This is a genomic window from Lewinella sp., from assembly GCF_050633125.1.
GTDB lineage: Bacteria > Bacteroidota > Bacteroidia > Chitinophagales > Saprospiraceae > Lewinella.
Genome location: NZ_JBOEFX010000012.1, coordinates 26,709 through 50,203, shown reverse-complemented (window position 1 = coordinate 50,203; position 23,495 = coordinate 26,709). Strand labels below are relative to the sequence as shown.

The following is a 23,495-nucleotide window of genomic DNA, read 5'->3' as shown; positions in this document are numbered from 1 at the left end:
ACAAAAGCAAGTTCCCAACCTTCGGCGGTAAGCACGTTAAGCTTATCGGTAATCATGGCATCATTAGACGCTACATTTTGAAAATTGATACCTCCCAAGCTGAAGAAATTTAGAAGTTTCGTTTCTTCAAAATTGTCGATTTTCAAATCACGCCGGCGCACATCGTCCATATTACTCTCTTTACCATCAGTTCGACTAGTAGTTGCAGCTGCGGAATCTGCATCATCTTTCTCTTCAATTATTCTTGAGCGGCCAAGTCCAGCAGGAACAATCGACTCGACAACGGTGACGATTTTGTACTGGGTTTGAGCACTAAGATCAATGGTAAACAAGCTAGCAATAGCGAGTAAAATAAATAGTTTCTTCATGATTAGTTTTGGTTTTAAGTACTGAAGTTATCTAAATAAATCGAGGCAAAGGTAACCCTCTATAGGCTCCCTTTTCTTTACCGTATCGTTAAAGAAGGCTGTAAAAAGTTAAGAAAAACTAACTTTGCGCCCATATTCACGACTTACATTTCAATGCACAAATTATCTTTTTTCCGCCCACTGTTGCAAAAAACTTCGACCGACTGGCCGTGGCATTTGATGGGGCATTTATTCTTCGGGATAATGTTCATCATGAGCCTTGTTCTCTACAAAGAGCGGATGCTGGCCATGGATAGCGCCTATTATGCGTTTAAGGTTATTGTTCACGAGGGTTTTTTCACGGGGCATCATCGTTCAATCAGTTATCTCCCTCAGCTTTTCCCGCTGCTGGGGATCAAGCTCGGATGGTCACTGAAAGCGGTTTTGATGGCCTATTCTGCGGGTTTCATCTTGTTTTATTACGCTGCTTACAACATCATTGTATACCTGTTTAAAAACCCGCAAGCAGGACTATTCCTAGCGCTCTCGTTGGGGTTAAGTATGCGCTATAAATTTTATGGCCCGGTAGGCGAAGTTGTTCTTTCTATCGTCTACATGGCTTTATTACTTGGTTGGTTAACCAAGCCCAAGGATAAGTTTTCCCATCTAAATATGTGGCTGGATGTCCTTGTAGGCATAGCGATTGCCAGCTTACTTCATACCGCCCACCCTTTCATCACTATCACAACAACGATAAGCTTAGGCTTTGTTCTGATTTTCCAGAAAGAATGGAGAAATCTGCGCTTTTGGGCCACCAGCATTTATACGGGGGTACTTTTGCTTTTCTCTTTTGTTCTCGTGGAACGAAATGCCTACGAGGCAGACCGTGCAGATCGATTGAGTGAAGCATGGGAAGTCCTAGAAAACTACAATGACTATTACATTTCAGAGGTTATCTATTCGTATTTTGATGCCCAGTATGTACTTCCTTTTGTTGTTTTCTTGGTCAGCCTTATTTTACTCCTCTTCAGCAAGCGTTTTTTCTCCGCACTCTATCTCAGCTTAAGTTTCTTGATCCTGCTTGGCATAATTATCGTTATGCATGCCTACTTGAGTTCTAAAATCCTCATCATGCTTGATGGCTACATGGTGCATTTAGGTGTCATTTGGGCGCTTCCATTAGCCTTTCACTGGGGCAGGGAACGACAACGATGGATGGTTCCGACAATAACACTTTTATTGATTTTCAGCTTGGCCAGGATCAATGACAGCAAAGTATTCTTTCAGGAAAGGCTAGCTTATCTAGAAAATGCCCTAGCACAACATACCAGCCCGGAACATCCCAAAGCCGTTGCTTATCTTGAAGACTTCAACTATGAGAAATTGTGGATAGGCTGGGCATTGAGTTGTGAAACGACCATGCTTTCCTCTTTGGAAGGTCCGGATTTTAGTCGCAGTATCTACCTAGCTGACAAGCGTGGTGATTTGGACGGGCGTTTTGATGAACCCAATCTTTATTTGAATGTTCCCTTCGCACCAGATTTCATTAAGAACGATGATTTACCTTTGCAATACTTTCAATTCCGAAAGGTGCCTTATCGGGAAATAGAACTGGATTAAGCACCGCCAGGTCAATAATGCCAACCTTCTGCGGAGATACTGTGTTTTTGTCAACAGAAGAAAATAAAGACAGCACAAAAAATACTACGTCAATGTACATCGAACAAATCTATACCGGCTGTTTGGCACAAGGTGCTTACTATATTGAAAGCGAAGGCGAAGCTGTCGTTATCGACCCTTTACGGGAAACAAAACCTTACTTACAAAGAGCCCAGGAACGAGGTGCTAATATTAAGTACATTTTGGAAACACACTTCCATGCTGACTTTGTTTCCGGCCACCTTGATTTGGCTCAGAAAACAGGGGCTACTATCGTCTACGGCCCGGAAGCTCAAACATCGTACGAAAAGCACCTGGCGAAAGACGGAGAGACGTTCCAGGTGGGCAAGCTCACCATTCGCGTATTACATACACCAGGCCATACACCAGAAAGCACGACTTACTTACTCCTTGACGAAAACGGTAAAGAACACGCTATTTTCACCGGCGACACCCTTTTCATTGGCGACGTTGGCCGCCCAGACCTAGCGCAGAAAAAGGGGAGTCTTACAAAAGAAGACCTTGCCGGTTGGCTATTTGATAGTCTGCGCAACAAAATCATGCCACTTCCAGACGATGTCATTGTTTATCCTGCTCATGGTGCAGGCTCGGCTTGTGGCAAAAATATGAGTTCAGAAACTTGGAGTACGCTGGGCGAGCAGAAGCAATCCAATTATGCCTTACGGGCAGACATGAGCAGAGAGGAATTCATCCGTGAAGTAACCGACGGGCTATTACCTCCTCCACAATATTTCGCGAAGAATGCGCAGCTCAACAAAACAGGCTATGCCGATATCGACGAAGTGATGGAGCGCGGTGCTCAAGCCTTGCCTCCAGCAGCTTTCGAAGCTGTTGCTAATGAACACGGCGCACTGATTCTTGACGTTCGCAGTAAGGAGAAATTTGTAAAAGGGTTTGTTCCAAATTCTGTTTTCATTGGCCTCGACGGCAGCTTTGCTCCTTGGGTGGGCGCTCTGATTACCGACCTTCAGCAACCCATTCTTATTGTAGCCCCTGAAGGGCGCGAAGAGGAAACGGTAACCCGCTTGGCACGTGTAGGCTATGACAATGCCTTGGGTTATCTCCGGGGTGGTATCCCTGCCTGGACAGCCGCCGGACAAGAGATAGACACCATTGATACCATTCAATTAAAAACCTTTGCGAAAAGATTTAAAGCTAACCCTGAATTAGCGATCCTGGATGTCCGCAAACCTTCCGAATGGGAGGCAGAGCACTTGGAAAACAGTCAAAATTTCCCACTCGATTTTATCAATGCGCACATGCATGAAATCCAGCGCGACCAGTCCTACCACCTGCATTGTCGTAGCGGCTACCGTTCTACTGTTGCAGCATCTATCCTGAAAGCTCGTGGTTTTCAGGATGTCGTAAATGTTCAGGCAGCTTTCTCGGATTTCGGCGATGCTGATTTACCGCTGACGACTTTTGTATGCCCTTCCACATTAAACAAAGGGTAGAGAGATTTTTGTAGACAGGTCTATAGTGCCTGGAGCTGGTCGAGAGACCAGCGGGATATGATCCCAACCAAGAAGGTCGGGGTAGTTTGGAAACTAACAGGAGCATTGATTTTCTTACCTACCTTATGTATACCTGTTAGTAAATGGTTTGAAACATTTCCACTTAGTACCGGGTATAGTTTAAAAACAGCAAAAAATGTGCTTATAATGTTTTTATAAAAAAACACTTTATTACTTTAGTAGTCAACCAATTACTAAACAACCACCTATCATGAAAAACTCCTATTTAACAATTCTGCTATTACTACTTCCTTTCCTGATGACAGCCCAAGATGTAGACGGGTGTACTGATCATCCGCTTATTTCCCGTTATCCGGATGCCCAAATCATCTGGTGCAACGCGGAAGACTTTGCAGAGTACCACATTCCCACCGGCCCCGTGACCGGATACCAACACATTGACGAGTGGATTGACCTAGAGGGAAAAGTATACCGTTATAACTATGAGTTACGGAATACGACCAACACGATGAACGAGGTCTACCAAAATTACCGTAACGCACTACAGAAAGCAGGTTTTCAAATGCTCGCCGAAGGTAGCGACCCTAACCGCGATCGCATGAAGGCTAATGATGTTGGTGGCAAAAGTTGGATGCCCGTTGCTAGCCGCAAGAACCCCCTACCAACAACAAGTATGAGTAGACTGAACACTGGCTCCTCCTCTTCTGGCGGGTACGGTTTCGCAGCAGGGAAGCTAGAAAAACCGGAGGGCAACGTCTTTGTTACCGTCTCTGCTTACCAATACCGCTCTGATATCGTAGTCATACAAGTGGATGTAATTGAAGAAAAGCCATTGGATGATGGCAAAATCACTATTGATCCTGACTACCTGGCACGGGAAATTGCCACCAAAGGTACTGTTACCCTTTCCGGCATCTTCTTTGATTTTGATCTTGCCGTTGTCAAGCCAGAATCTGCGGATGCTTTAGCGGTCATCGCTACCTACCTCAAACAAAACGCCGACTCGAAATTCTTCGTCGTTGGGCATACAGACTACAAAGGAAATCTAGCCTACAACCTCAGTTTATCCAAAGAGCGTGCTGCTGCGGTTGTCAACAAGCTGGTCAATGACTATGGCATCGCCAAAGAACGGCTGGAAGCACAAGGTGTAGGCCCCTTGGCACCGCGTACCAGCAATGAATCAGACATTGGGCGGGAAAAGAACCGCCGAGTGGAACTGGTGTTGAGCAATTGATGTAGCTCTCCCTCTTTTACTTTTCATCAAAGTAAACATGAGTCATCCCGAATTTTGATTGTCATAAAAATCCGTGCTAACCAACCGCAAAACCTATCGTTAAATTAAAACCAGACCGGACTTTGGCCTCAGCCAAAATCAGGGATGATTCATGTTTTTTTACTCATGGCCTTTTCCGCTATTCAACCCAATCTTAATTTCAATATTAAAATATTAATAAATATCAAAAAAACATACAAGTACTTATACCTGAAATTAAAATACAAGTAGAAATACCCTATCGCAAAAACTGCATTCTCCTTAACTTTGTAGTGCTTCCAAAATAGTATTATACTTTTAATTTTGGAACAATGGAGAATGCCGAAAATCCATTTTATCAGAGTAGGCAATTACAACCCATATTTAATTATGTCAACTTACAAAGTAAACATCCCTGCAGGTCCTTTATGGAGCAATGACGATGCCAAAGAAAAAGCGCCAAAAGTAGCAGCAGCTCACCAAGGCACTTGGACTGGCCAGTGGACGACCGTCGTTGAAAGTGAAATGAGTGTTATTGAAGTGGAGCTCAACACTAAAAACAATGGCAAAAACGAGTTTAAAACACTCGTATTAGCTGGCCCTCTTTGGAGTAATGACGAAGCGCAAAAGATTGGCCCAGCTATTGCGGCCTCTTACGGTGCAGAATTCACTGGCCAATGGAAAACCATCACCGAAGGTGTAATGAGCGTTATCGAAATTCTGTACAAGTACTAATTTCAAAAACGGTTCAATTACAGCGAGCAAGCTCTAAGGAGTTTGCTCGCTTAATAAGCAACAGGTCAGTTTGATAAAAAATGGTTTACGCTGCCTTCGCAAAGTCGGCTGATCACCTGCGGAAGATAAAGCCCCGTTTACAAGGTCATAGCTGCGCTCCACACAATGAAACAAGACTGCAAGGAGCACAGGAGGTTTTCTATTCGTTTATTTTCTTTAAACGAAGCACTCTACTTCAATAGGGGCTACCTCTTTATTTACTGATGACCGATGAAGCTGATTACTCAACCCAAGGGTGAAATACAAAATGATATCCTCAATACGATGATTCATTCCTGGGACTATTTCGACCTGGATTTTCCATTAGGCCAAAGTCTTTCTAATGCCCAATTCTTTGTACCTAATGGCTTCATAGAGTTAATTTTCCTAAAAGATTTACACGTTTATGAAGCAACAATTAACCAGCCTCTAAAAAAACTTCCTCAATCATTTATTTGGGGACAAACAAAACAAGGTAATCAGGTAGCAGTGATTGGCAAGGGTGTTTGGATTGAAATCAAAATCTACCCTTGGGCCTTTGAGTTGCTCTTCGGGCATTCGGCCAACAGCTTATCTTCTTGTGCAACCGCAACTAGGGATATCACTAAAGCACTAGCACCTATTTCCGAGCAAATCAATACCGTGCAAAATGCAGCTCAGGTTATTCATTTATTTGAACAGTTTGCCATCCAACAATTACATACCAGCAGAACTGTAAAGCCATTTTTGGTTCATGCTTTCAATTCAATCCTAAGTAGCCATGGGCAAGTGCAGATTTCCGAACTTTGTAATAAAATGAATGTCAGTCGACAATACTTCCATCAGTATTTCAAAGATAAGATAGGGCTCTCTCCCAAGTCCTATGCCAAGATCATACGCCTCCGGAAAACAGTAGATAATATTTACAAAAATAATGACTTGTCTCTAACACAAATAGCACTGGAAGGAGGCTATTTTGACCAAGCACATTTCATACATGACTTTAAATCTATTTTACACCAACCGCCTTCTGCTTTCTTTAAACAGAAACAATTTATTTATTGGGATCTATGAATCTTTATTAAGGGCACCTTACATTTCTACAATCACTGGCCTAGTAGGCAGAATATCTTTGCAAGAGCTAATATTGATCAAAGTACAGCACCTTATCTCTACGCAACAGTTGCTGTTTCACCCCACTAAACCAATCAAAATGCTCACTGCTCTTTTCCTTTTTTCTTTGTTCTTAATATTTCCCCCCTGTGCAGAAGCACAATACGTAGAAACCGTCATTTCTAATTCGGAACTCAGAGATGGTCTACACGTTGACCCAACCGGCAACATTTACATTGCCTCCGGAGGGTTTGCTGGCTTTGAAGTAGGCCGTTATGATATTCAGCAAGAAACCTACAATCCCAATTTCGCAACAGGTTTTTTCGGACCAGTAGATGTAGACCAATACCGTGACAGCCTACTGATTGTTACCAACTACGATAACAACACTGTAACTGCACACAACCTGAACACAGGCCAAAACAATATCATTGCTACTGGCTTAGACGGCCCTTCAGGCATTGCAATCGATGCAGATGAAAATATTTATGTGGCCAGTTGGGGTAATGCTCCGGCCTACGCGGGGCATCAGATTCATAAAATATCGCCAACCGGGCAGGTGAGTTTATACATCGACTCACCGCTGCTTTACCGCCCACAAGCCATGACTATCGGAGCCGACGGAGCCTTGATCGTCCACTCCAACGAGCGTCTCTACCGCGTAAACCCTGCCGATAGCACCCTTCAATTATGGGTAAATATTGGAGCAACCGCTGGCCACTTGGCTCTCAGACAACAGGACGCTTGTATTTACGTAACGGCAGGTTCCAGGGTACTTAAAGTCACCCAGGAGGGCACAATCAGCACACTTACAGGAGGGCTATCAGGCTACGAGGATGGCCCACTCGCATCTGCAAAATTCAAGGCACTACTAGGTATACATTTTTCACCAAGTGAGGATACCTTATATGTCTGCGATTCGGGTTATGGCCAAAATATAGGTCGGCTGAGAAGAATTGTTTTAAACACGCCAGTCAGTACGGAATTGCCATTAGTCCCCAAGGAAGTAGAAGTTTTCCCCAACCCCACTCAAAACAGTATTACCATTAAGCATTCAGAACAAGGAAGTATACCAATTGAAATCTACGATGCTTTAGGTCGCCTTGTGCTAGCCAAGCCCAAAGCCTCTTCCAATACCCTATTTGAACTTAACAATCTCGCGCCAGGCACCTACAATGTGGTGTTGCACTATCCAGAGGGCGTACTAACCAGGAAGTTTGTCAAGCAGTAAGTTTTGATGACACTGCTATAACGGAGCAGACACGCGCATCACGCCTGTAAAATAATGCGCGTGTTCATTTTCGGGAAATTCATCCCATCGAAACAATCCAAGTCATAGATTAGTAGAACAATATTTATCGGAATTAATACGACCTCGGGCTCTCTTCAACTTTTTAACCAGTTAACCAATCTTTTGGTTTGGAAGGATATTGGACGTTTTAACCAGTTAACCAATCTTTTGGTTTGGAAAATCCGGGCCTATATCCAGTACCTGCTCCTAATAATCTGGCCGACGACGATTGGCTTTTTTCTCGGAAGTGAATCGTTTATTCTTCAACCGCTTTCGCTTCACACTTGCGGGGGTACGGGTTTTCTTGCGCACCCTGGGAGGCTGTACTTTTCGCTCCAGCAACTTGATAAATTTATCGGTTACCTCCCGTTTGTTTTTCAGTTGGCTACGGGTGCGGCTGGCGCTGAGTACAATCTGCCCTTCCCTATTCATCCTACTCTCAAGCGCAGTGCGCAAGAGGGCCTTTTCGGCATCACTCACCGCTTGTGACTCCTCCAGGTTCCAATACAGTTCTACCCGGGTGCTCGTCTTATTGACGTGCTGCCCGCCCGGGCCACTGCTGCGTGTGGCCTTGTAGGTAACTTCATGAAGGAGGAGCTGAGTATTCATTATTTTCTATTAGTATGGCGCAGGTATCGCCGAAAATTCGTAATTATTAAAATCGTGTACCAATACCGGTGTAGAAACCTGGTCATGTTTAAAACGAGCCATAAACAATTGCCCGGCATTTGTCCAAAACAGGTGACTACGGTAAGCATCCAGGTTTTCAAGACCAATTGTATTCAATGTGGGGCCTTCAAGTCCTTTGATCTTGTGGCTCTCATAATAAACCCCTTTTCCTACTGGCGAGTTCAGTGATACATGGAACGACTTCTCCAGCGTCAATCGCTTATTTACAGCTTTCGTAAAATGATGAATTGTATCTTTCCCTTCCTTCCTGGTTTCGTTGAACGCCCAACCATCGCGTAGCAGTTTCGGGAAATAAATCCCCGGATCTTCGCCGCTACGAACCGGAGATGATAGCACCCCTCTTTTAACCTTAAATTTTCCAGATTGATGCAATGGCTTATCGATATAAATACCATTGAGCAAATATTCCTTTTCATTTGCAAACAATCCTCCACCATGCCAGGCATCGCCTTTCGGCCACAAGTCCAGTGCCTTTAGGTAGGGATAACGAGACACCGCTGTGTAGGCCCCCTTTGCTTCTGAAGTCCAGCGACCATTCAACGAAAAGTAAATAACGTAGTTCCCTTTCGGGGAAATATCCGACCGAAAAGGGTACACTTTACTCTTCATCCACTGCCCTACCACCACCTCATTGGTGCGCCGATTCCAGCCAAAGAAGCCCGTAACTTTCCCTGGCCCGCGCCGGATAATTAGTGCATGGTGTGTTTCCGGACGGTGAACGATCCACAGACGTGGAGGTATGGTCGTAGACATAGATTTTTGTGGTATTAGCACTGTGAAGAATACTTCAAGGGAAAGAAAAGTTCCGACAACACCAGAAGATACTAATTTTGCAAAAATTCCTCAGCATCGCATTTCAAAAGCGTGTATCTTTGTCCCATATTTTGAGCGACGTATGCCCTACAAACAGGGGCGTCCATCTCCGATTAATTGCGTGAGTTATCAACCCGTCAGGGCTGGTGGCTTTTTTTTGTGCTTAAAACAAAAAAACATGGTCAACGAGACGCTTTTAGTAGCTGAAGAACAGCAATTTGAATTATTGATTGATGCACTTGTCAACAACGAATATGGCGTGTGTGACAACTTTTTCACACCGGAAGAAATCAATGGCTTGCGGGAGAATCTTCAGGCCTACCACCAAGATGGACTCATGTATCCTGCTGGTGTTGGAAGAAATTTTGACTATCAAAAAAACGCAGAAATCCGGGGCGACGTCATTTATTGGATCAACGAAAATTCCAAAAATCCACTGGAAGCTTTATTCATTGCCAAAATAGAACGTTTCATTGCCTACCTCAATGCTACCTGCTATACCGGGATCAATGACTTTGAGTTCCACTACGCCTACTATGAGCCTAACAGCTTTTACAAACGCCACCTTGACCAATTCAAATCCAATCGAGGCCGTCGTTACTCGATGGTGCTTTACCTCAACGAAAACTGGCAGCAAGAAGACGGTGGCTCATTGAGTCTCTACATCGGTGATGACACCCTGAGTGTTTACCCTATGGGCGGTCGTCTCGTTTTTTTCAAAAGTGACGAAACGGAGCATGAGGTACACGCTGCGCCCGATAGGCCACGGATCAGTATTGCAGGGTGGTTGAAGCGGTCATAAATACAGACCTAAAACACGGCAATGGTAAAGTCCGGCGTGTCGGGCGGAAAATTAGTCACGGGTGATTGCTTGCCTTTGGTGAGGGTCTTCACCCGTTCAGTAACGTAGCCGTCTAGTGATTTGCAGGTGACGCGCCCGTCGGAGGCTTTGGCTTTGCCTTCGAGGCCTTCCACCAGCGCCTTGGTAAATGCACCATTTTGCCATTCCGTATTTTCCAAAGAATACTGCCGGCCTGTAGAGGAGGAGTAAGTGATTGATCCATTCTCTGCCGAGGCAAACTCGTTGAGGATACGACTGATATCCGGACTACCGCCTCGGCGAGTATCTTTCATGAGACCACCCGCGTGACAAGCATCCATAAAAGTGATCACTTTGCCGGGTATGGTCGCAATCGCCTCTTTGATGGCCTCCTTCATGACGCCCGTACGGCGGAGGGATTCTGTCCTCGCGGCCTGGGGCATAAAAAAGAAAGTACCTGCATTGTTATCAAGTCCATGCCCTGAAAAGAAGAGTACTGCCAGATCCTTACTAGTCGTTTCGTGTACGATCCAGTCGAGGCCGTCGAGAATATCATCTTTGGTGGCCTCGTCATTGGTGAGGATTTTAGTGACCACTTCGCTGTACATCACTCCTTTCTGCTGCGCGAATGCTGCCGCAAAATCCTGGGCATCCTTCGCCGCGTATTGCAATGGAGGGAGATGCTGGTAAGTACTAACGCCTACCGCCAGCAAGTAAAGCTTGGGCTTGGCCACATACACGGGCGTTTTACCGCGCCAGGTGAGGTAGGTACTGGTAGCCTCGCTGCTACCGTGCTCGTTTTCGGCAATTACTGCCACGGTACAATCCTTGGAGGGGATATCAACCGTTATTTCTTCGGTGGTGCCGCTGGGGAGTCCAGCCCTGACGGTATTTCCTACCGGGCGGCCATCTACCAGGATTTTCACCGCCTGGATGGGAGTGCCATCGGGCGATTCCATGCTGTATTTGAGTTTGATGCTGGTACTGTCGACCGTCTCGCCCTTGGCGGGAGAGAGAATTCTCACCTTGGGGGGCAGCTCTTGCAAAACGGAGCGGGTGTTTGCCTTACGTTTCCCTTCGGTATTGGCGCGCTCTAGTGCTTTTTCCTCATCCAGTTCCTCCAAGATAATATCAATCACATCCGGCCGATAAAACTGGCTACGGAAGCGGGAGATTGGATAAAAAAGCCCCTCTTGATCCGCCCCTTGGTTGACGTGCCAGCCGATGAGTTCTTCTGCGCCCGCTGACGCATCATAGTAGCCAGAGGGCGTCCAGAGTACCCAGCGCTCTTGATCTGGGTGAAGGTAAAGAGATAGGAGAAGCGCCCCGTCACTCATGCGGTACCAGCAGATGCGGCCGTTGCCAAAAGCGGTGACGACCAGTTCGTTGTTCCCTGTTATTTTCACGGCCCAAGCTACTGACTGGGTTGGGGTGTTCCAAATTTTATTACCTTGACTGTCTAGTTTGTAAAGGCCAAAACCTGCACCGAAAATGATACTTTGTTCATTATTAGCAATATCTACAGCATAGCATTTTTCGTATTTTTTCAGGAAGGATAAAGGCTTACTATTAAGGGCTGGGTGGTACGTACCCCCCCATTCCGTAATGTCAATATTCCCCCGGCTTGTTTGAAAGGTAGGCATATTAGAACTTGCCTCTTCTAAAATACGTGTTCCCACATCAAAAGTGAATGCTGGATGATTGACAGCCGTAAACCCTATTTCAAAACCAGCCCTACTCGCTTTAAAGTGAGATTTGTTCTTAAGCCCATAATCAAACAGTTCTGCGGGCTTGTAAACGAGTTTTTCTCCGTTAATAGGATTGATAATACCCCAATCTGGAGCAGCACTTCCATACAAAACATTACCATTGGGCAGCGACTTAACATCCATGATGGTAGTCTGGGCTACAGTAAAATCCTGATAACTTCCTTTTCCAGCATCTTCCCAGCAGCGTAGCTGATGCCACCATTTACCATCCTTGTATTTTGATAGCATTCCACCAGCAATCAGCTTTTTCCCATCTTGAGAGAAAGCAACACAATGAAACCTATTACTTACATCATCAGCGTCAGTAATATCGGGTTCGTAGGCTAGCTGTAAGGTCTTCCTGTCAAGTACTTGTACTTTAGGGCTGTCATCATAACCGAGTGCGAGCAAAATTCCGCCAGGGGAAAAGGCGACCGAAAAAGGTTGGGAGCCACCTGTGGTTTTTGTTTTTTGAAGGAGGGTGAAATCACTATCGTACAAACGAAGGTATCCATCGTTGGCCACACTCGCCAACTGGCCCGTAGCCGAGAAGACCAGGTTAAAGCTGGAATTATCATAAGCAGGGTCACTGAAAATTTCCCGGTAGGTACCTCGCCGAAAAATACGAACCCCATTTTGTCCTCCTAAAGAAGCTGCTAAATAACGTCCGTTTGGGGAGAAGGCTAAAGAATGGATCACATTAGGGAGGCCTGAGAGCCGCTGCTCTAAAATACCGGTAGAGGCATTGAAAATGTAAATGCTATTATTGAATCCACCTTTGCTTGTCCAACCACTAATAGCAACCTCCTGCCCATCGGGCGATAGGGCACAAGCGTTCAGCATACCCTCATTTCCTTCCCCAACAGGGGGACGATACGTTTGGAGCAAGCGCCCGCTGGCATTGTCCCACAGTTTGGCGGTTTTATCTAAACTAGCTGTCAATACGTATTTACCCTGAGCATCCGTCGCTATCCGATTGATCCTTGTCGTGTGTATTTCCGTATTCAGGGTGAGAAAGGCTTTTTGCATGGTGTTTTTTTTGTAGGGGTGATGTTTTTGATCGTAAGCGTAGGACTGTAGCTTGGAGTTTCGTGCAAGCAGACATAATCATTGAGCTGAAGCTCGATATATACTTCGGCAACCCTAAATTTGTGAATTTTGTCTTGCTCTTTTCTCGGCTAGCTGCGTTAAAAAGCCTCGCCTTAGCTCAGGCTATGGCTACGTTTTTTGCCTTACTAGCCAAAAAAATAGCATTGTCAATTTTTCACAAATCTAAGCTTGCCGAAGTATACGGGGACTGATCGTGAAAATAAAAATTAAATCTGAATACGAGGGGCGTGCTGTTGATAAATAGGGCAAACGTATCAAAAGATCAAGTAGGCTGGATTTTGCTGGAGGTGTGCCTTTGGGGGCATCGGCAAAAGGCACTAGAAAGATACGGGCTGCTTCGCGCCCTTAAGACAAAAGGTACAGGCGATATATGCGTGACGCTTTTCAGCTTGAATTCACGACCCACCCCAACCCCTCCCTTTTGAAGGAGGGGCTATTAACCTATAGATTAACAGTACCCTACAAATACACCACCTCATTCACCCCTGGCAAGATCAAATCATGGCTCCGCTCTTGCTCGGCCATTGCTTTTTGGATGCGGCGGTAGGGCTCGCTGGCGGGTTCATTGCTCAGGTCGTAGGTGCCGTAGTGCATGGGGAGCAAGCGTTTGGCGCCAAGGTCTTGCCAGGCTTGCACGGCTTCTTCCGGGTTCATGTGGGCGCCTTGCATCATGTAATCGGGGGCGTAGGCGCCGATGCCCAGCATGGCGATGTCGATATCGGGAAAGTGCTCGCCGGTATCAGCAAAGGGCCAGTGGTAGGCGCTGTCGCCGCCAAAATAGTGGCGTTTGCCCTGGTACTCGAATAGGAATGCGCCCCACAGTACTTGGTTGAAGTCAAACAAGCCTCGGCGGCTCCAGTGCCGGGTGGGCAAGAACGTCAGTTGGGGTTCGTGGCTGGGGCTTTTGAATTGCTGGTACCAGCCTGCCGTTTGCATCGGAGTATCGCCTATCCACTTACTGATGGTGCGCTCCATGCCGAGGGAAGTGAAGATTTTCGCCTGTGGGTTCGCGCTTAGGAGCTGCTGTACCGATTTTTGGTCACAATGATCGCGGTGGTCGTGCGAAATCAGGATATAATCCACGCCCGTTATCTGCGGCGTTGGGAAAGGCGGATGCACGAGGCGCGGCACCATGGGCATTCCATTCAGCACAGGGTCGGTGATGTAGCGAATGCCGCCCAGTTGTATCACGAAGCAGGCATGGCCCAGCCACACCAAAAAGTCGCGGTCTTTATCGGCTATCCAATCTGTAGATGGCAGTATGGCTGGTCGCCACTGGTCGGCCTTCTTTTCGCGGCGCTGCGGGTTGGGGGTCATGAGCATCCGCAGGACGGTCTTCCATTCCGGAAAGAAAGGATCTTGCAGGTATTGAAAAGCGCCATCTTTAAAGGGGTTGCCCTGCCAGTTGGGGCGAATGATGGGGAGCTCGGGATTGTATCGGTATTCCAAAGAGGGGGTGATTTTTAGCAGAATTCTATCCGCAAATGGAGATATTCCGACAACTAAGTAGTTTGGGCAAAAGCCCAAACCGCTTTAAGATCGGTATAGAGACTATGAAACGTAAAAATAGGTGGTGGGGTTTAGTGAGGAGTACTGGTAGTGCTAGTCCGGAGGCCAGCGGGATACTACCTGTTAGTTTGGAAACTAACAGGAGCGAGACTCATTTTTATCTTTAGCCCTGACCTCGGCAGAGGTCGCACATTGCTCGCTGTACTCGCCGTGAGTTATCCCCCTCGACTCAGGCAAACCCAACTATGACTGGAGAGAATCCACCCCCGATTCTGTGAATCGACCCCGCCAGCAGGGTACATTTGCTACTGCTAATGGGTTAAGTGCGCAAGCCGGGGGCTGAAGCGCGAGGCCCGGAGGGACTAAGGACAAGGGGATGGCAGCGGTACCGAAGGTAAGAGCGAACAGCCCGGTGCCGTAGGGGCGTTTGCAACGCAACTCCCCTACCGGCATGGCCCCAAACCATCAATCAGGGAAACAGTACTCACTCGCAAGCACAGATCAGGTTATCGGCATAGTTCTGCTTCTTCAGAAGGTAGCCTTTTTGGTAAGGATAGCCACCACCAATGCCCAAGTTTTCATTATTAATGGTGTAGATACAGTCAAATAATATGGTGCTCTCTTTTTCCTTCAGGTCATTGGGATCACAGAAAGGATTTACGGTGGAAGAGCAGCGGGTAGTCGTCATGTTGCCGAGGACGTTTTTGAGAATGTATTTGATATCAATCTCGTATTCAGCTGCTAGCTCCTGGTTTACATCCGATGCGTAGCGGCCGCAGGGTTCTCCTTTGCGTACGATGGAGTCCTGGTAAATTTCAAATTTGTCGGTAAAGAAAGAATGAATCGTCGCGACCTTTTGGAACTGAGGATTGCCCTCAAACTGTAATTCTTCAAATTCCTGGGTAAAGGATAAGATTTCCTGGTTGAAGTAAGTAGGGCTTAGTGGGGTCATTTTGGTATCCAACCAAATTTCATTAATTAAGTATTCATAGGCCGACAACACATAACCCTGCCCCAAGGCTGTGGTATCATAACGAGAACACTTCATCCGCACATCGGCACTTTTTGCCAAATAATAAAGCCCTGGTCTGCGAGACCCTGGCAGCGGCAGTTTATACTGATTACTCAAACCCCACTCACCTTCGTAAGCACTGCAAGGGCAAAAATCCTGCACCTCGGCAATATCCAGATAAGGAGAATTGAAGCTGGCATTAAAATCTTGGTCAAAATAGATGCTCAGGGGGTGGTCACCAGCAACCATTACCTCCTCATCGCCTCCTAGCTGAGGCAGCACCAAATAAGCCAATAAAGCACCTGTCAAAAGTGAAACCAGGACGTAAGGGATGCGCTTTTTCCGGTTGGCAGCCATCTGCTGTTGTCTTTTGAGCAAGGCGCGCTCCAATTCCTCCTTTTCCTCTAAGGTTGCTGCTAATTCAATGCGAATCGATTCCCGTTGGAGTAATCGGTTAATATTTTCTATCGACCGTTGGTACATTCCTTCTGTGGCTGTACCATAAATAAGTTTGGTAAACTGGCTAGCACTAATACTTAAATCCTGTGAAATGACACCAAATGACGTGGCTCCGAACTTGGAAGTCGACTTATTCCAAGCCCCATATTTCTCTTCCAGTTTGGTGATGAATTTATCCTTTAAACTTTGTTCCATGCAGGCTCAAACGTGTGTAAAAAAGTGTAAAATGGTATAAAATACTGTAAAAAGTTTATAAAACAAAATATTATTCTTTTTAAACCCGGTTTCACCTGCTATCTTGCGGGCACACTTTGGGCGTCTTCCTTAAAGATAACTTCTTATTTGGTAATAAAAGAACCCCCTAACGAATATCTCTAATCATGACAAAAGCCTTTCACACTACCTTACTCACTGTTGGATTTCTCTTATTTAGCTTAAGCGCATCCGCCCAAACGCCGGAGAAGGTTCTCTTTATTGGCAATAGTTACACTTACTTCTGGAACCTACCTCATCAGGTCGCAGCAATGGCTGAAAGCCAGAAGATAAATATCACTACTCGACAATCTACCAGCGGGGGAACTTCCCTGGCCCAGCACTGGCGAGGAGAAAAGAAGCTCCAATCACTGCAATTGCTCAGAGAAGGGGAATACGACGCCGTCGTTTTGCAGGATTTCAGCATGCAGGCCCTCAATGCACCAGACACTTTGCTTCACTATGGCCAACAGTTTGCCAACGAAGCCAAAGCTAAAGGAGCTCGCGTATTCTTGTACATGACTTGGGCCAGAGCATTCGACCCCTATATGCAGGCAACTATCACTTCCAAATACGAAGAACTGGCTCGCATGTGCGGCGCAACGGTAGTCCCCGTTGGGCCTGCTTGGGAGCGCGCCCGTAGCTTACGCCCTGATATTGAGTTGTACGACCCTGACCAGAGTCATCCCTCTCCTACAGGTACTTACCTGACCGCCTGTGTTTTTTATGGCGTTTTCACAGGACAGTCGCCCGTAGGACTGCCCATTCGCCTGCTCAGCACCGATCACGCGGGAGAAAAACTCTACCTCAATATTCAGTCCAAAGAAGATGCCCTCTTTTGTCAGAAAGTAGCTGCCGACATCTTGGGCCTACCCTTTGAATCACCAGAAAAATAGGTCCATTTTGAAAAATTCTACCTGGAATGCACAACGTATTGGGCTGATTGCCGGCCCGCTTATTTTTCTACTGAGCTATAACTTCATGCACCTGAAGGGGCTGAGTACAGAGGGGCATGCCGTACTGGCCTGCACCTTCTGGATTGCGATTTGGTGGATCACCGAGGCCATTCCGATTGCGATGACTTCGTTGCTCACCATTGTTCTCTTTCCGCTCACTGGAGCACTGAGTTTATCAGAAACAACGGCCTCGTTCGGGCATAAGTACATCTTCCTTTATATTGGAGGGTTTATTCTGGCTATTGCTATAGAAAGATGGAATCTACACCGCCGGATAGCGCTGAATATTATCAACTTTATTGGTACTGATATGAAGCGGATCGTGCTGGGCTTTATGGTGGCAACGGCTTTCCTTTCGATGTGGATCTCCAATACCGCTACTGCGGTAATGATGATTCCCATAGGCATGGCCATCGTTTCTCAACTCAAAGATGACCCCAGCACAGAGGAGAACGAAAACACCCTTTTCGGAAAAATGCTGATGCTGGCTATCGCTTATAGTGCCTCTATCGGCGGAATGGCCACCTTGATAGGTACGCCGCCCAATTTGGTATTAGCAGGGATCATTCAGGAGCAATATGGAGTAGAAATCACTTTCTCACAGTGGATCAGTTTTGGGCTACCTGTTTCCCTTATCCTGCTCTTTATCTGTTGGAAATACCTCACCAACTACGCTTTCAAAATCAAGGTAACGGCATTTCCAGGCGGGCGACCAGCCATCCAGCAACGCTTGCAAGCCATGGGTAAGATCAGTTTTGAAGAAAGAAGCGTCCTGATTGTTTTTGCCTTAACGGCTTTTGCCTGGATCAGTCGCTCTTTTCTACTTCAGCGCTTTATTCCAGACCTTGACGATACTATTATTGCAATGATTGCGGGCTTGGTACTGTTTCTTCTACCTGCTGCCAAAGATAAAAAACGTATGCTGATTACCTGGGAAGAAGCGGTGAAACTCCCCTGGGGCATTCTGCTACTTTTCGGCGGCGGGCTAGCACTTGCGCAAGGGTTTAAATTCAGCGGTTTAGCAGATTGGATTGGGAGCCAAATGACCTTGCTTGATGGGGTCGCTCTGTTATTCCTCTTACTAATCCTTATTGCGGCAGTTAATTTCCTGACCGAAATCACGTCCAACCTGGCGACTACTGCGATGATGCTGCCCATTTTGGCACCACTGGCACTGGGTATCAACGTTCATCCCTACATCTTGATGGTAGGTGCTACAACAGCTGCCTCTTGTGCTTTTATGCTTCCCGTAGCTACGCCACCCAACGCGGTGGTATTTGGTTCCGGCTATCTAAAAATCATCGACATGGCCAAGGCTGGTATTTGGATGAATATCATTTCAATACTCATTATCACAGTGATGGTTTATTTACTCCTCCCCTATTTATGGAATTTTGATCCATTCAGCTTTCCGGCCAATTTATCTAAAAATTAATAACAACTAATAATTTTCAATCATGGGAAAACGAATACATTTATTGCTCTTTGCCTTGTTTTGCCTCTTTAGCACAAGTGGCTATGCCCAAAAAACGGTTACCGGATTGGTATCCGACACTGAAGGAGGTCCACTGATCGGGGTAACCATCATGGAAGATGGTACTACCAATGGCACCATCACTTCTTTTGACGGCACTTACGAGATTACCGTAAAGGATCAAAACGCACTACTCACCTTCCGTTATATTGGTTTTGCCAGTAAGACGGTTCCTGTAGGCGCGGTTTCCGAACTCAACCTCGTGTTGGAGGAAGAAGCTGGCTTACTCGACGAAGTGGTCGTCACAGCCCTGGGTTTTGCCGAAAACAAGGATCAGCTTGGCTATGCCAGCTCCAATGTTGGCGGAGAAGACCTCGTAAAATCCGGTGAAGCCACCGTGCTCAACTCCTTGTCGGGCAAGTCTTCGGGGGTGAGAATTTCGCGCAACTCTGGTGATCCGGGAGCTGGTGCTTACATCCAAATCCGAGGCTTATCTACCATTACGCGTGATAATCAGCCCCTGATTATTGTAGATGGGATTCCCATTAGCAATGATGTTCGCGGCAACAGCGACCGTTCCGGCGTAAGCCAGGAGTCACGCCTAAATGACATCAACCCCAATGACATTGAGAGTGTTTCTGTTTTGAAAGGAGCTTCTGCCGCTGCGCTTTATGGCACACAAGCCCTGGGTGGCGTGATCCTTATAACAACCAAGAGTGGCAAATTTGCGACCAAAACCAAGGTGTCGCTACGTTCGACCTATTCGCTGGACATTATCAATCGGCGCTATCCGTTGCAAACCCGCTACGGGCAGGGAGACAATGGCATTTTTGATGCCCGTGCCCGTGACTCGTGGGGAGACCGCATTGCTGATCGCCCTGGTGGCCCTGACGAGTATGATACCTCTGGCGAATTCTTCGTTGATCAGGATGGCCGTACCTACTATCCTATTCTGAACAAGAACTCACAAACGCTCTACGATGATTCCAATTTTGACCAGATTTTTCAGGATGGTTATTTCTTGGAAAACAACCTGAGTATTACCGGAGGTAACAATAGCACTGCTGTTTTCTTTAGTCTCGGCGACATGAATCAGGAAGGGATTATCAAAAACAGCTCTGACTATCGCCGGACGACGGCACGTTTCAATGTGAACCACCTTTTTTCGGACCAGCTCAAGTTGAAGCTTACTACGAATTACTCTCGTACGGCCTCCAATCGAATCCAAAAAGGAGCCACCTCTTCAGGTCTTTACCTTGGCTTACTCCGTACCCCCGTTGATTTTGACAATTCCGGCTACCGAGGAGACTACTACGCCAGTGGCACCAGTTCGCCTATCCCCAACCGCCACCGTTCCTACCGAGAACCACTAGGTGCCGATGACAGCCCTGTTTACAACAATGCTCAGTGGACTATTTACGAACAGGAAAACCTAGCTAAAGTGGACCGCTTCATCACCTCCATGGAATTGACAGCGACGCCTAAAACCTGGCTAAATTTAATTGGCCGAGTAGGTATTGATCACTATAGTGAAAAGCGTAACGAATTTTTCACACCTGGTTCTGCAGCGGGGGAATACCGGGCAGGTTTGTACGAGCAATCCATCGCTGCGAATACGATTTTCAACATGGATTATATTGCTAAAGCCAACCATAAATTCAACCGTAATTTTGGAGGTAGCTTACTGGTAGGTTTTAACTACAATGCCCGCACTCGGGATGTGAACGGCGTGAACACCGTCAATTTCATCCAGTTTGTAGATGTGGCCAGCGTGGTACGCGACAAAGACAATGCCTTGCTTGAGAACATTACTACGCAAAGTTCTCAAGGACAGGAGCGTACCGCTGGTGTCTATTCTGCGCTTTCGCTTAATGGCTGGGACATGCTGTACTTTACAGGAACGATCCGGGCGGAATCTGCCTCTACCTTTGGCGATGATGCTGACAATACCTTCCTGTTTCCATCTGCTTCTTTGGCTTGGCAGTTTACAGAAATTGATGGTCTGAATGGCAATACCCTTTCGTTTGGTAAGCTTCGCTTATCGTATGGTGAAGTAGGTGTGCAACCTGCCCGATACAACACTTCCAATGTTTTTGTATCGCCAAGTATTGGTGACCAATACGGAGGCAGTCTCAATTTAGGACTCTATGGCAATGGTGGTTTTGTACCCAGTGCAAATCGGGGAAACGCCTCGCTCTTGCCTGAGCGTAAGAAAGAGCTGGAGATCGGAGCAGACCTGCGTTTCTTCGAAGACAAAGTCTCGCTTAGTGGTACTTACTTCTCTAATAAAACAGTAGATGTATTGCTTGATTTCCCGGTTGCCAACTCGCGTGGTTACAGCCAGGTTTATACCAACGGTGCAGAGATTGAAAACACCGGCTACGAATTGGACTTAGGTATTGAGCTAATCGAACGCAAAAATTTCTCGTGGAATGTCACCGCCAATTTCACGCAAGTGAAAAACAAGGTTTTGGACCTTCGCGGTGTAGAATCTATCGAACTCGGTGGTCTTGCTGCGGTTAACTCTCGCGCTGTTGAAGGCCAGCCGCTCGGTGTATTGTGGGGCTCACGCAGCCTACGTGATGAAAATGGCAATATCATCTTTGACGAAAACGGCTTCCCGGTACAAGATGAACTCGAAGGAATCATTGGTGATCCCAATCCAGATTGGCAGGGGGCGGTATCTACAGGTATTCGTTTTAAAAATTTCCGCCTTTCTGCCCTTTTTGAAACCTACCAAGGGGCTGACATCTACGCAGGTACAAAGTCAGTACTCGCTGATTTAGGTCTCTGGGAGTCTACCGGCAACGAAGTGACGGCAACCCGCAACCTGGTAGAATACAATGGCAACATTATCAATATTGGCGAAACTTTCCGGGGGAACGTTCAAGATTTCGGTGCTGGTCCCGTTGCCCTTACGGAGTCCTGGTACAATGGAGACGGAGGATTTTTCAGCAATGGTAATGACGAACTGTACATAGAAGATGGGTCATGGACCCGCCTGCGCGAACTGACTTTGTCTTACCGTTTGACCTCCAACTGGCTTGACCAAAAAATCGGCATCAGCTCATTGGAGCTATCCGCTACTGGTAGAAACCTTGTGCTTTGGACAGAATTTGAAGGCAACGATCCAGACACCAACTTGTCTGGTATCAGTGCTGCTCGGGGAATTGAGTACTTCAATAATCCAGGCACCAAGTCGTACGTCTTTAGCCTCCTGCTTGATTTTTAATAACACTCACTTTTCAGCAACCTAAAAAAGGTACTAATGAAACGATTACTATTATTCACAACCATAGCGGTACTATTGACAGCCTGCGGCGATCTCGTCGACGGTATCAATCAAGACCCCAACAACCCTACATCTGCTTCTTATCAAAATATTTTGACTGGATCAGAAGTAGGCAATATCATTCTCAATACTGGTGAGACTGCTCGCCGAGCTGGCATTTTCTGCGGCTACTACGAAGGCATTGATCGCCAACATCAGGGTTTTTACAATTACACCCTGACTACGAGTGATTTCAACAGCCTCTGGTATGACCTTTATGTAGACACCTACCGAAATGCGGTGGAAGCAGAATCCGCTGCTGCGGAAGAAGGGATTACAGGCATCACCAAGGGGATTACCCAAATTTTGCAGGCGCTCTCCATCGGAGTGGGTGCCTCGCTCTACGGTGATATCCCCTTCAAAGAAGCCGGACAAATTGAGGTTGAAAATCCCGTTTATGAGGACCAGGTCAGCGTTTATGCAGGTATACAATCCTTGCTCGACGAAGCGATCATCAATCTTCAAACTGGTACCGATCGTCCGGCTGGTGGTGCAGACATCTATTTTGACGGTGCGGCTGCACCCTGGATAGAAGTTGCTTATTCGTTAAAGGCGCGCTTGTTCTTACAGACCAAGAATTATGCCGCCGCCTATGCCGCCGCTAGTAATGGAATCAGCAGTATGGCCAATGCCCTCTACGCTCCCCATGGTACCGGTATCGAAGAATCAAACCTCACCTATCTCTTCTTTGCGGTAGAAGTACGAGGTTCAGATGTGATTACGGCAGATTATATTACCAGCCTTTTGCAGGCAAACCCTGCCGCCAACCCTATTCCTGAAAATTACCGAGGCAACGACAAGACCGACGAGACGGGTCGCTTCAATTTTTACTTCAGCACCAATAGCTTGGGCGTACAACCCAATACGACCGATGGCTTTGCCGCACAAACGGCTAATGCACCGATCATTACCTACGAGGAGAACCTGCTCATACTGGCCGAAGCTGGACTTCGTAGCCAAGGTTTTGATACCGGCTTAGGGCATTTGAATGACTACCGCGCATTTATGAACAACGGCGGCTACCTGGTCAATGCCAACCCTGACCAAGTTCGTTATGATGCTTACGTCAGTGAAGACTTCAACAATGGAGGCCTCGAAAACCCTGCTGGTCTATCCCCTGACGATGCTTTACTGAAGGAAATCCTGGAAGAACGCTATGTTACCTTTTTTGGCCAAATAGAAGGCTTTAATGATGTAAGGCGTACAGCGGGAGAAACGACCGTAAAGGTTCAAGTCCCCCCAAATACGGGTAATGAAATTCCGGGCAGGTTCCTGTATCCACAAACAGAAATAGACCGGAATGCCAACGTCCCCAACCCTATTCCTGGCTTATTTGAAGCAACTGATATCAATAAATAAAAGTGAGATACCTTCTTGTGTTCCTTAAATAGGAGCCTCATAAAATTTCTT

General features: G+C 46.6%; 17 protein-coding genes. 11 read left to right on the top strand and 6 right to left on the bottom strand.

Annotated elements, in window-relative coordinates; genetic code table 11:
* Nucleotides 1-368, bottom strand: a 368-nt coding sequence (locus ACRBG0_RS02720; protein ID WP_431485393.1) for a hypothetical protein, incomplete at its 3' end; no start/stop codon positions are given.
* A gap of 153 nt (nucleotides 369-521) precedes the next feature.
* On the opposite strand from ACRBG0_RS02720, the gene ACRBG0_RS02715 reads away from it, so the two are divergent.
* The 6 genes from ACRBG0_RS02715 (at nucleotide 522) to ACRBG0_RS02690 (ending at nucleotide 7,851) form a co-directional block, all read left to right on the top strand.
* Nucleotides 522-1,967, top strand: a complete 1,446-nt coding sequence (locus ACRBG0_RS02715) for a hypothetical protein (protein WP_431485392.1) — start codon at nucleotides 522-524, stop codon at nucleotides 1,965-1,967.
* A gap of 92 nt (nucleotides 1,968-2,059) precedes the next feature.
* On the top strand, nucleotides 2,060-3,481 hold the full coding sequence (locus tag ACRBG0_RS02710; protein WP_431485391.1) for an MBL fold metallo-hydrolase: 1,422 nt from the start codon (nucleotides 2,060-2,062) through the stop codon (nucleotides 3,479-3,481).
* A 271-nt stretch (nucleotides 3,482-3,752) separates the two neighbouring features.
* Nucleotides 3,753-4,736 carry an OmpA family protein gene (locus tag ACRBG0_RS02705; RefSeq protein WP_431485390.1) on the top strand — a complete coding sequence of 328 codons (984 nt, stop codon included), beginning with the start codon at nucleotides 3,753-3,755 and terminating at the stop codon, nucleotides 4,734-4,736.
* A gap of 408 nt (nucleotides 4,737-5,144) precedes the next feature.
* The gene (locus ACRBG0_RS02700) at nucleotides 5,145-5,489 is read left to right on the top strand and encodes a mannan-binding lectin (protein ID WP_431485389.1); all 345 of its coding nucleotides are present in this window, start codon (nucleotides 5,145-5,147) and stop codon (nucleotides 5,487-5,489) included.
* Between the two features lie 270 nt (nucleotides 5,490-5,759).
* Nucleotides 5,760-6,581 carry a helix-turn-helix domain-containing protein gene (locus ACRBG0_RS02695; protein WP_431485388.1) on the top strand — a complete coding sequence of 274 codons (822 nt, stop codon included), beginning with the start codon at nucleotides 5,760-5,762 and terminating at the stop codon, nucleotides 6,579-6,581.
* 139 nt (nucleotides 6,582-6,720) lie between these two features.
* Nucleotides 6,721-7,851, top strand: coding sequence for a T9SS type A sorting domain-containing protein (locus ACRBG0_RS02690; RefSeq protein WP_431485387.1), 1,131 nt, complete (start codon nucleotides 6,721-6,723; stop codon nucleotides 7,849-7,851).
* Nucleotides 7,852-8,118: 267 nt separating this feature from the next.
* Here the strand turns inward: ACRBG0_RS02690 and arfB are convergent, their stop codons facing one another.
* Nucleotides 8,119-8,520 (bottom strand): alternative ribosome rescue aminoacyl-tRNA hydrolase ArfB, encoded by a 402-nt coding sequence (gene arfB / locus ACRBG0_RS02685; protein WP_431485386.1) that lies wholly within the window; start codon nucleotides 8,518-8,520, stop codon nucleotides 8,119-8,121.
* A 9-nt stretch (nucleotides 8,521-8,529) separates the two neighbouring features.
* Nucleotides 8,530-9,354, bottom strand: coding sequence for a hypothetical protein (locus ACRBG0_RS02680; protein ID WP_431485385.1), 825 nt, complete (start codon nucleotides 9,352-9,354; stop codon nucleotides 8,530-8,532).
* A gap of 238 nt (nucleotides 9,355-9,592) precedes the next feature.
* On the opposite strand from ACRBG0_RS02680, the gene ACRBG0_RS02675 reads away from it, so the two are divergent.
* Nucleotides 9,593-10,216 carry a 2OG-Fe(II) oxygenase gene (locus ACRBG0_RS02675; protein ID WP_431485384.1) on the top strand — a complete coding sequence of 208 codons (624 nt, stop codon included), beginning with the start codon at nucleotides 9,593-9,595 and terminating at the stop codon, nucleotides 10,214-10,216.
* Between the two features lie 8 nt (nucleotides 10,217-10,224).
* On the opposite strand, the gene ACRBG0_RS02670 is transcribed toward ACRBG0_RS02675, so the two are convergent.
* The 3 genes from ACRBG0_RS02670 to ACRBG0_RS02660 all read right to left on the bottom strand — a co-directional run bounded on the left by ACRBG0_RS02670 (nucleotide 10,225) and on the right by ACRBG0_RS02660 (nucleotide 16,267).
* Nucleotides 10,225-13,011: a caspase family protein gene (locus ACRBG0_RS02670; RefSeq protein ID WP_431485383.1), complete on the bottom strand. Its 2,787-nt coding sequence runs from the start codon at nucleotides 13,009-13,011 to the stop codon at nucleotides 10,225-10,227.
* 540 nt (nucleotides 13,012-13,551) lie between these two features.
* A complete protein-coding gene (locus ACRBG0_RS02665; protein WP_431485382.1) occupies nucleotides 13,552-14,541 on the bottom strand; it encodes an MBL fold metallo-hydrolase in 990 nt (329 codons plus the stop codon).
* 544 nt (nucleotides 14,542-15,085) lie between these two features.
* Nucleotides 15,086-16,267, bottom strand: a complete 1,182-nt coding sequence (locus ACRBG0_RS02660) for a hypothetical protein (protein WP_431485381.1) — start codon at nucleotides 16,265-16,267, stop codon at nucleotides 15,086-15,088.
* A 185-nt stretch (nucleotides 16,268-16,452) separates the two neighbouring features.
* Between ACRBG0_RS02660 and ACRBG0_RS02655 the strand changes: the two genes are divergently transcribed.
* From ACRBG0_RS02655 to ACRBG0_RS02640, 4 genes are read left to right on the top strand one after another with little or no spacing between them, the layout of a single operon-like run.
* On the top strand, nucleotides 16,453-17,220 hold the full coding sequence (locus ACRBG0_RS02655) for an SGNH/GDSL hydrolase family protein (RefSeq protein ID WP_431485380.1): 768 nt from the start codon (nucleotides 16,453-16,455) through the stop codon (nucleotides 17,218-17,220).
* A 7-nt stretch (nucleotides 17,221-17,227) separates the two neighbouring features.
* Nucleotides 17,228-18,715 (top strand): SLC13 family permease, encoded by a 1,488-nt coding sequence (locus tag ACRBG0_RS02650; RefSeq protein WP_431485379.1) that lies wholly within the window; start codon nucleotides 17,228-17,230, stop codon nucleotides 18,713-18,715.
* Nucleotides 18,716-18,737: 22 nt separating this feature from the next.
* Nucleotides 18,738-21,986 carry a SusC/RagA family TonB-linked outer membrane protein gene (locus ACRBG0_RS02645; protein ID WP_431485378.1) on the top strand — a complete coding sequence of 1,083 codons (3,249 nt, stop codon included), beginning with the start codon at nucleotides 18,738-18,740 and terminating at the stop codon, nucleotides 21,984-21,986.
* 36 nt (nucleotides 21,987-22,022) lie between these two features.
* The gene (locus ACRBG0_RS02640; protein ID WP_431485377.1) at nucleotides 22,023-23,444 is read left to right on the top strand and encodes a SusD/RagB family nutrient-binding outer membrane lipoprotein; all 1,422 of its coding nucleotides are present in this window, start codon (nucleotides 22,023-22,025) and stop codon (nucleotides 23,442-23,444) included.
* Nucleotides 23,445-23,495: the final 51 nt, after the last annotated feature.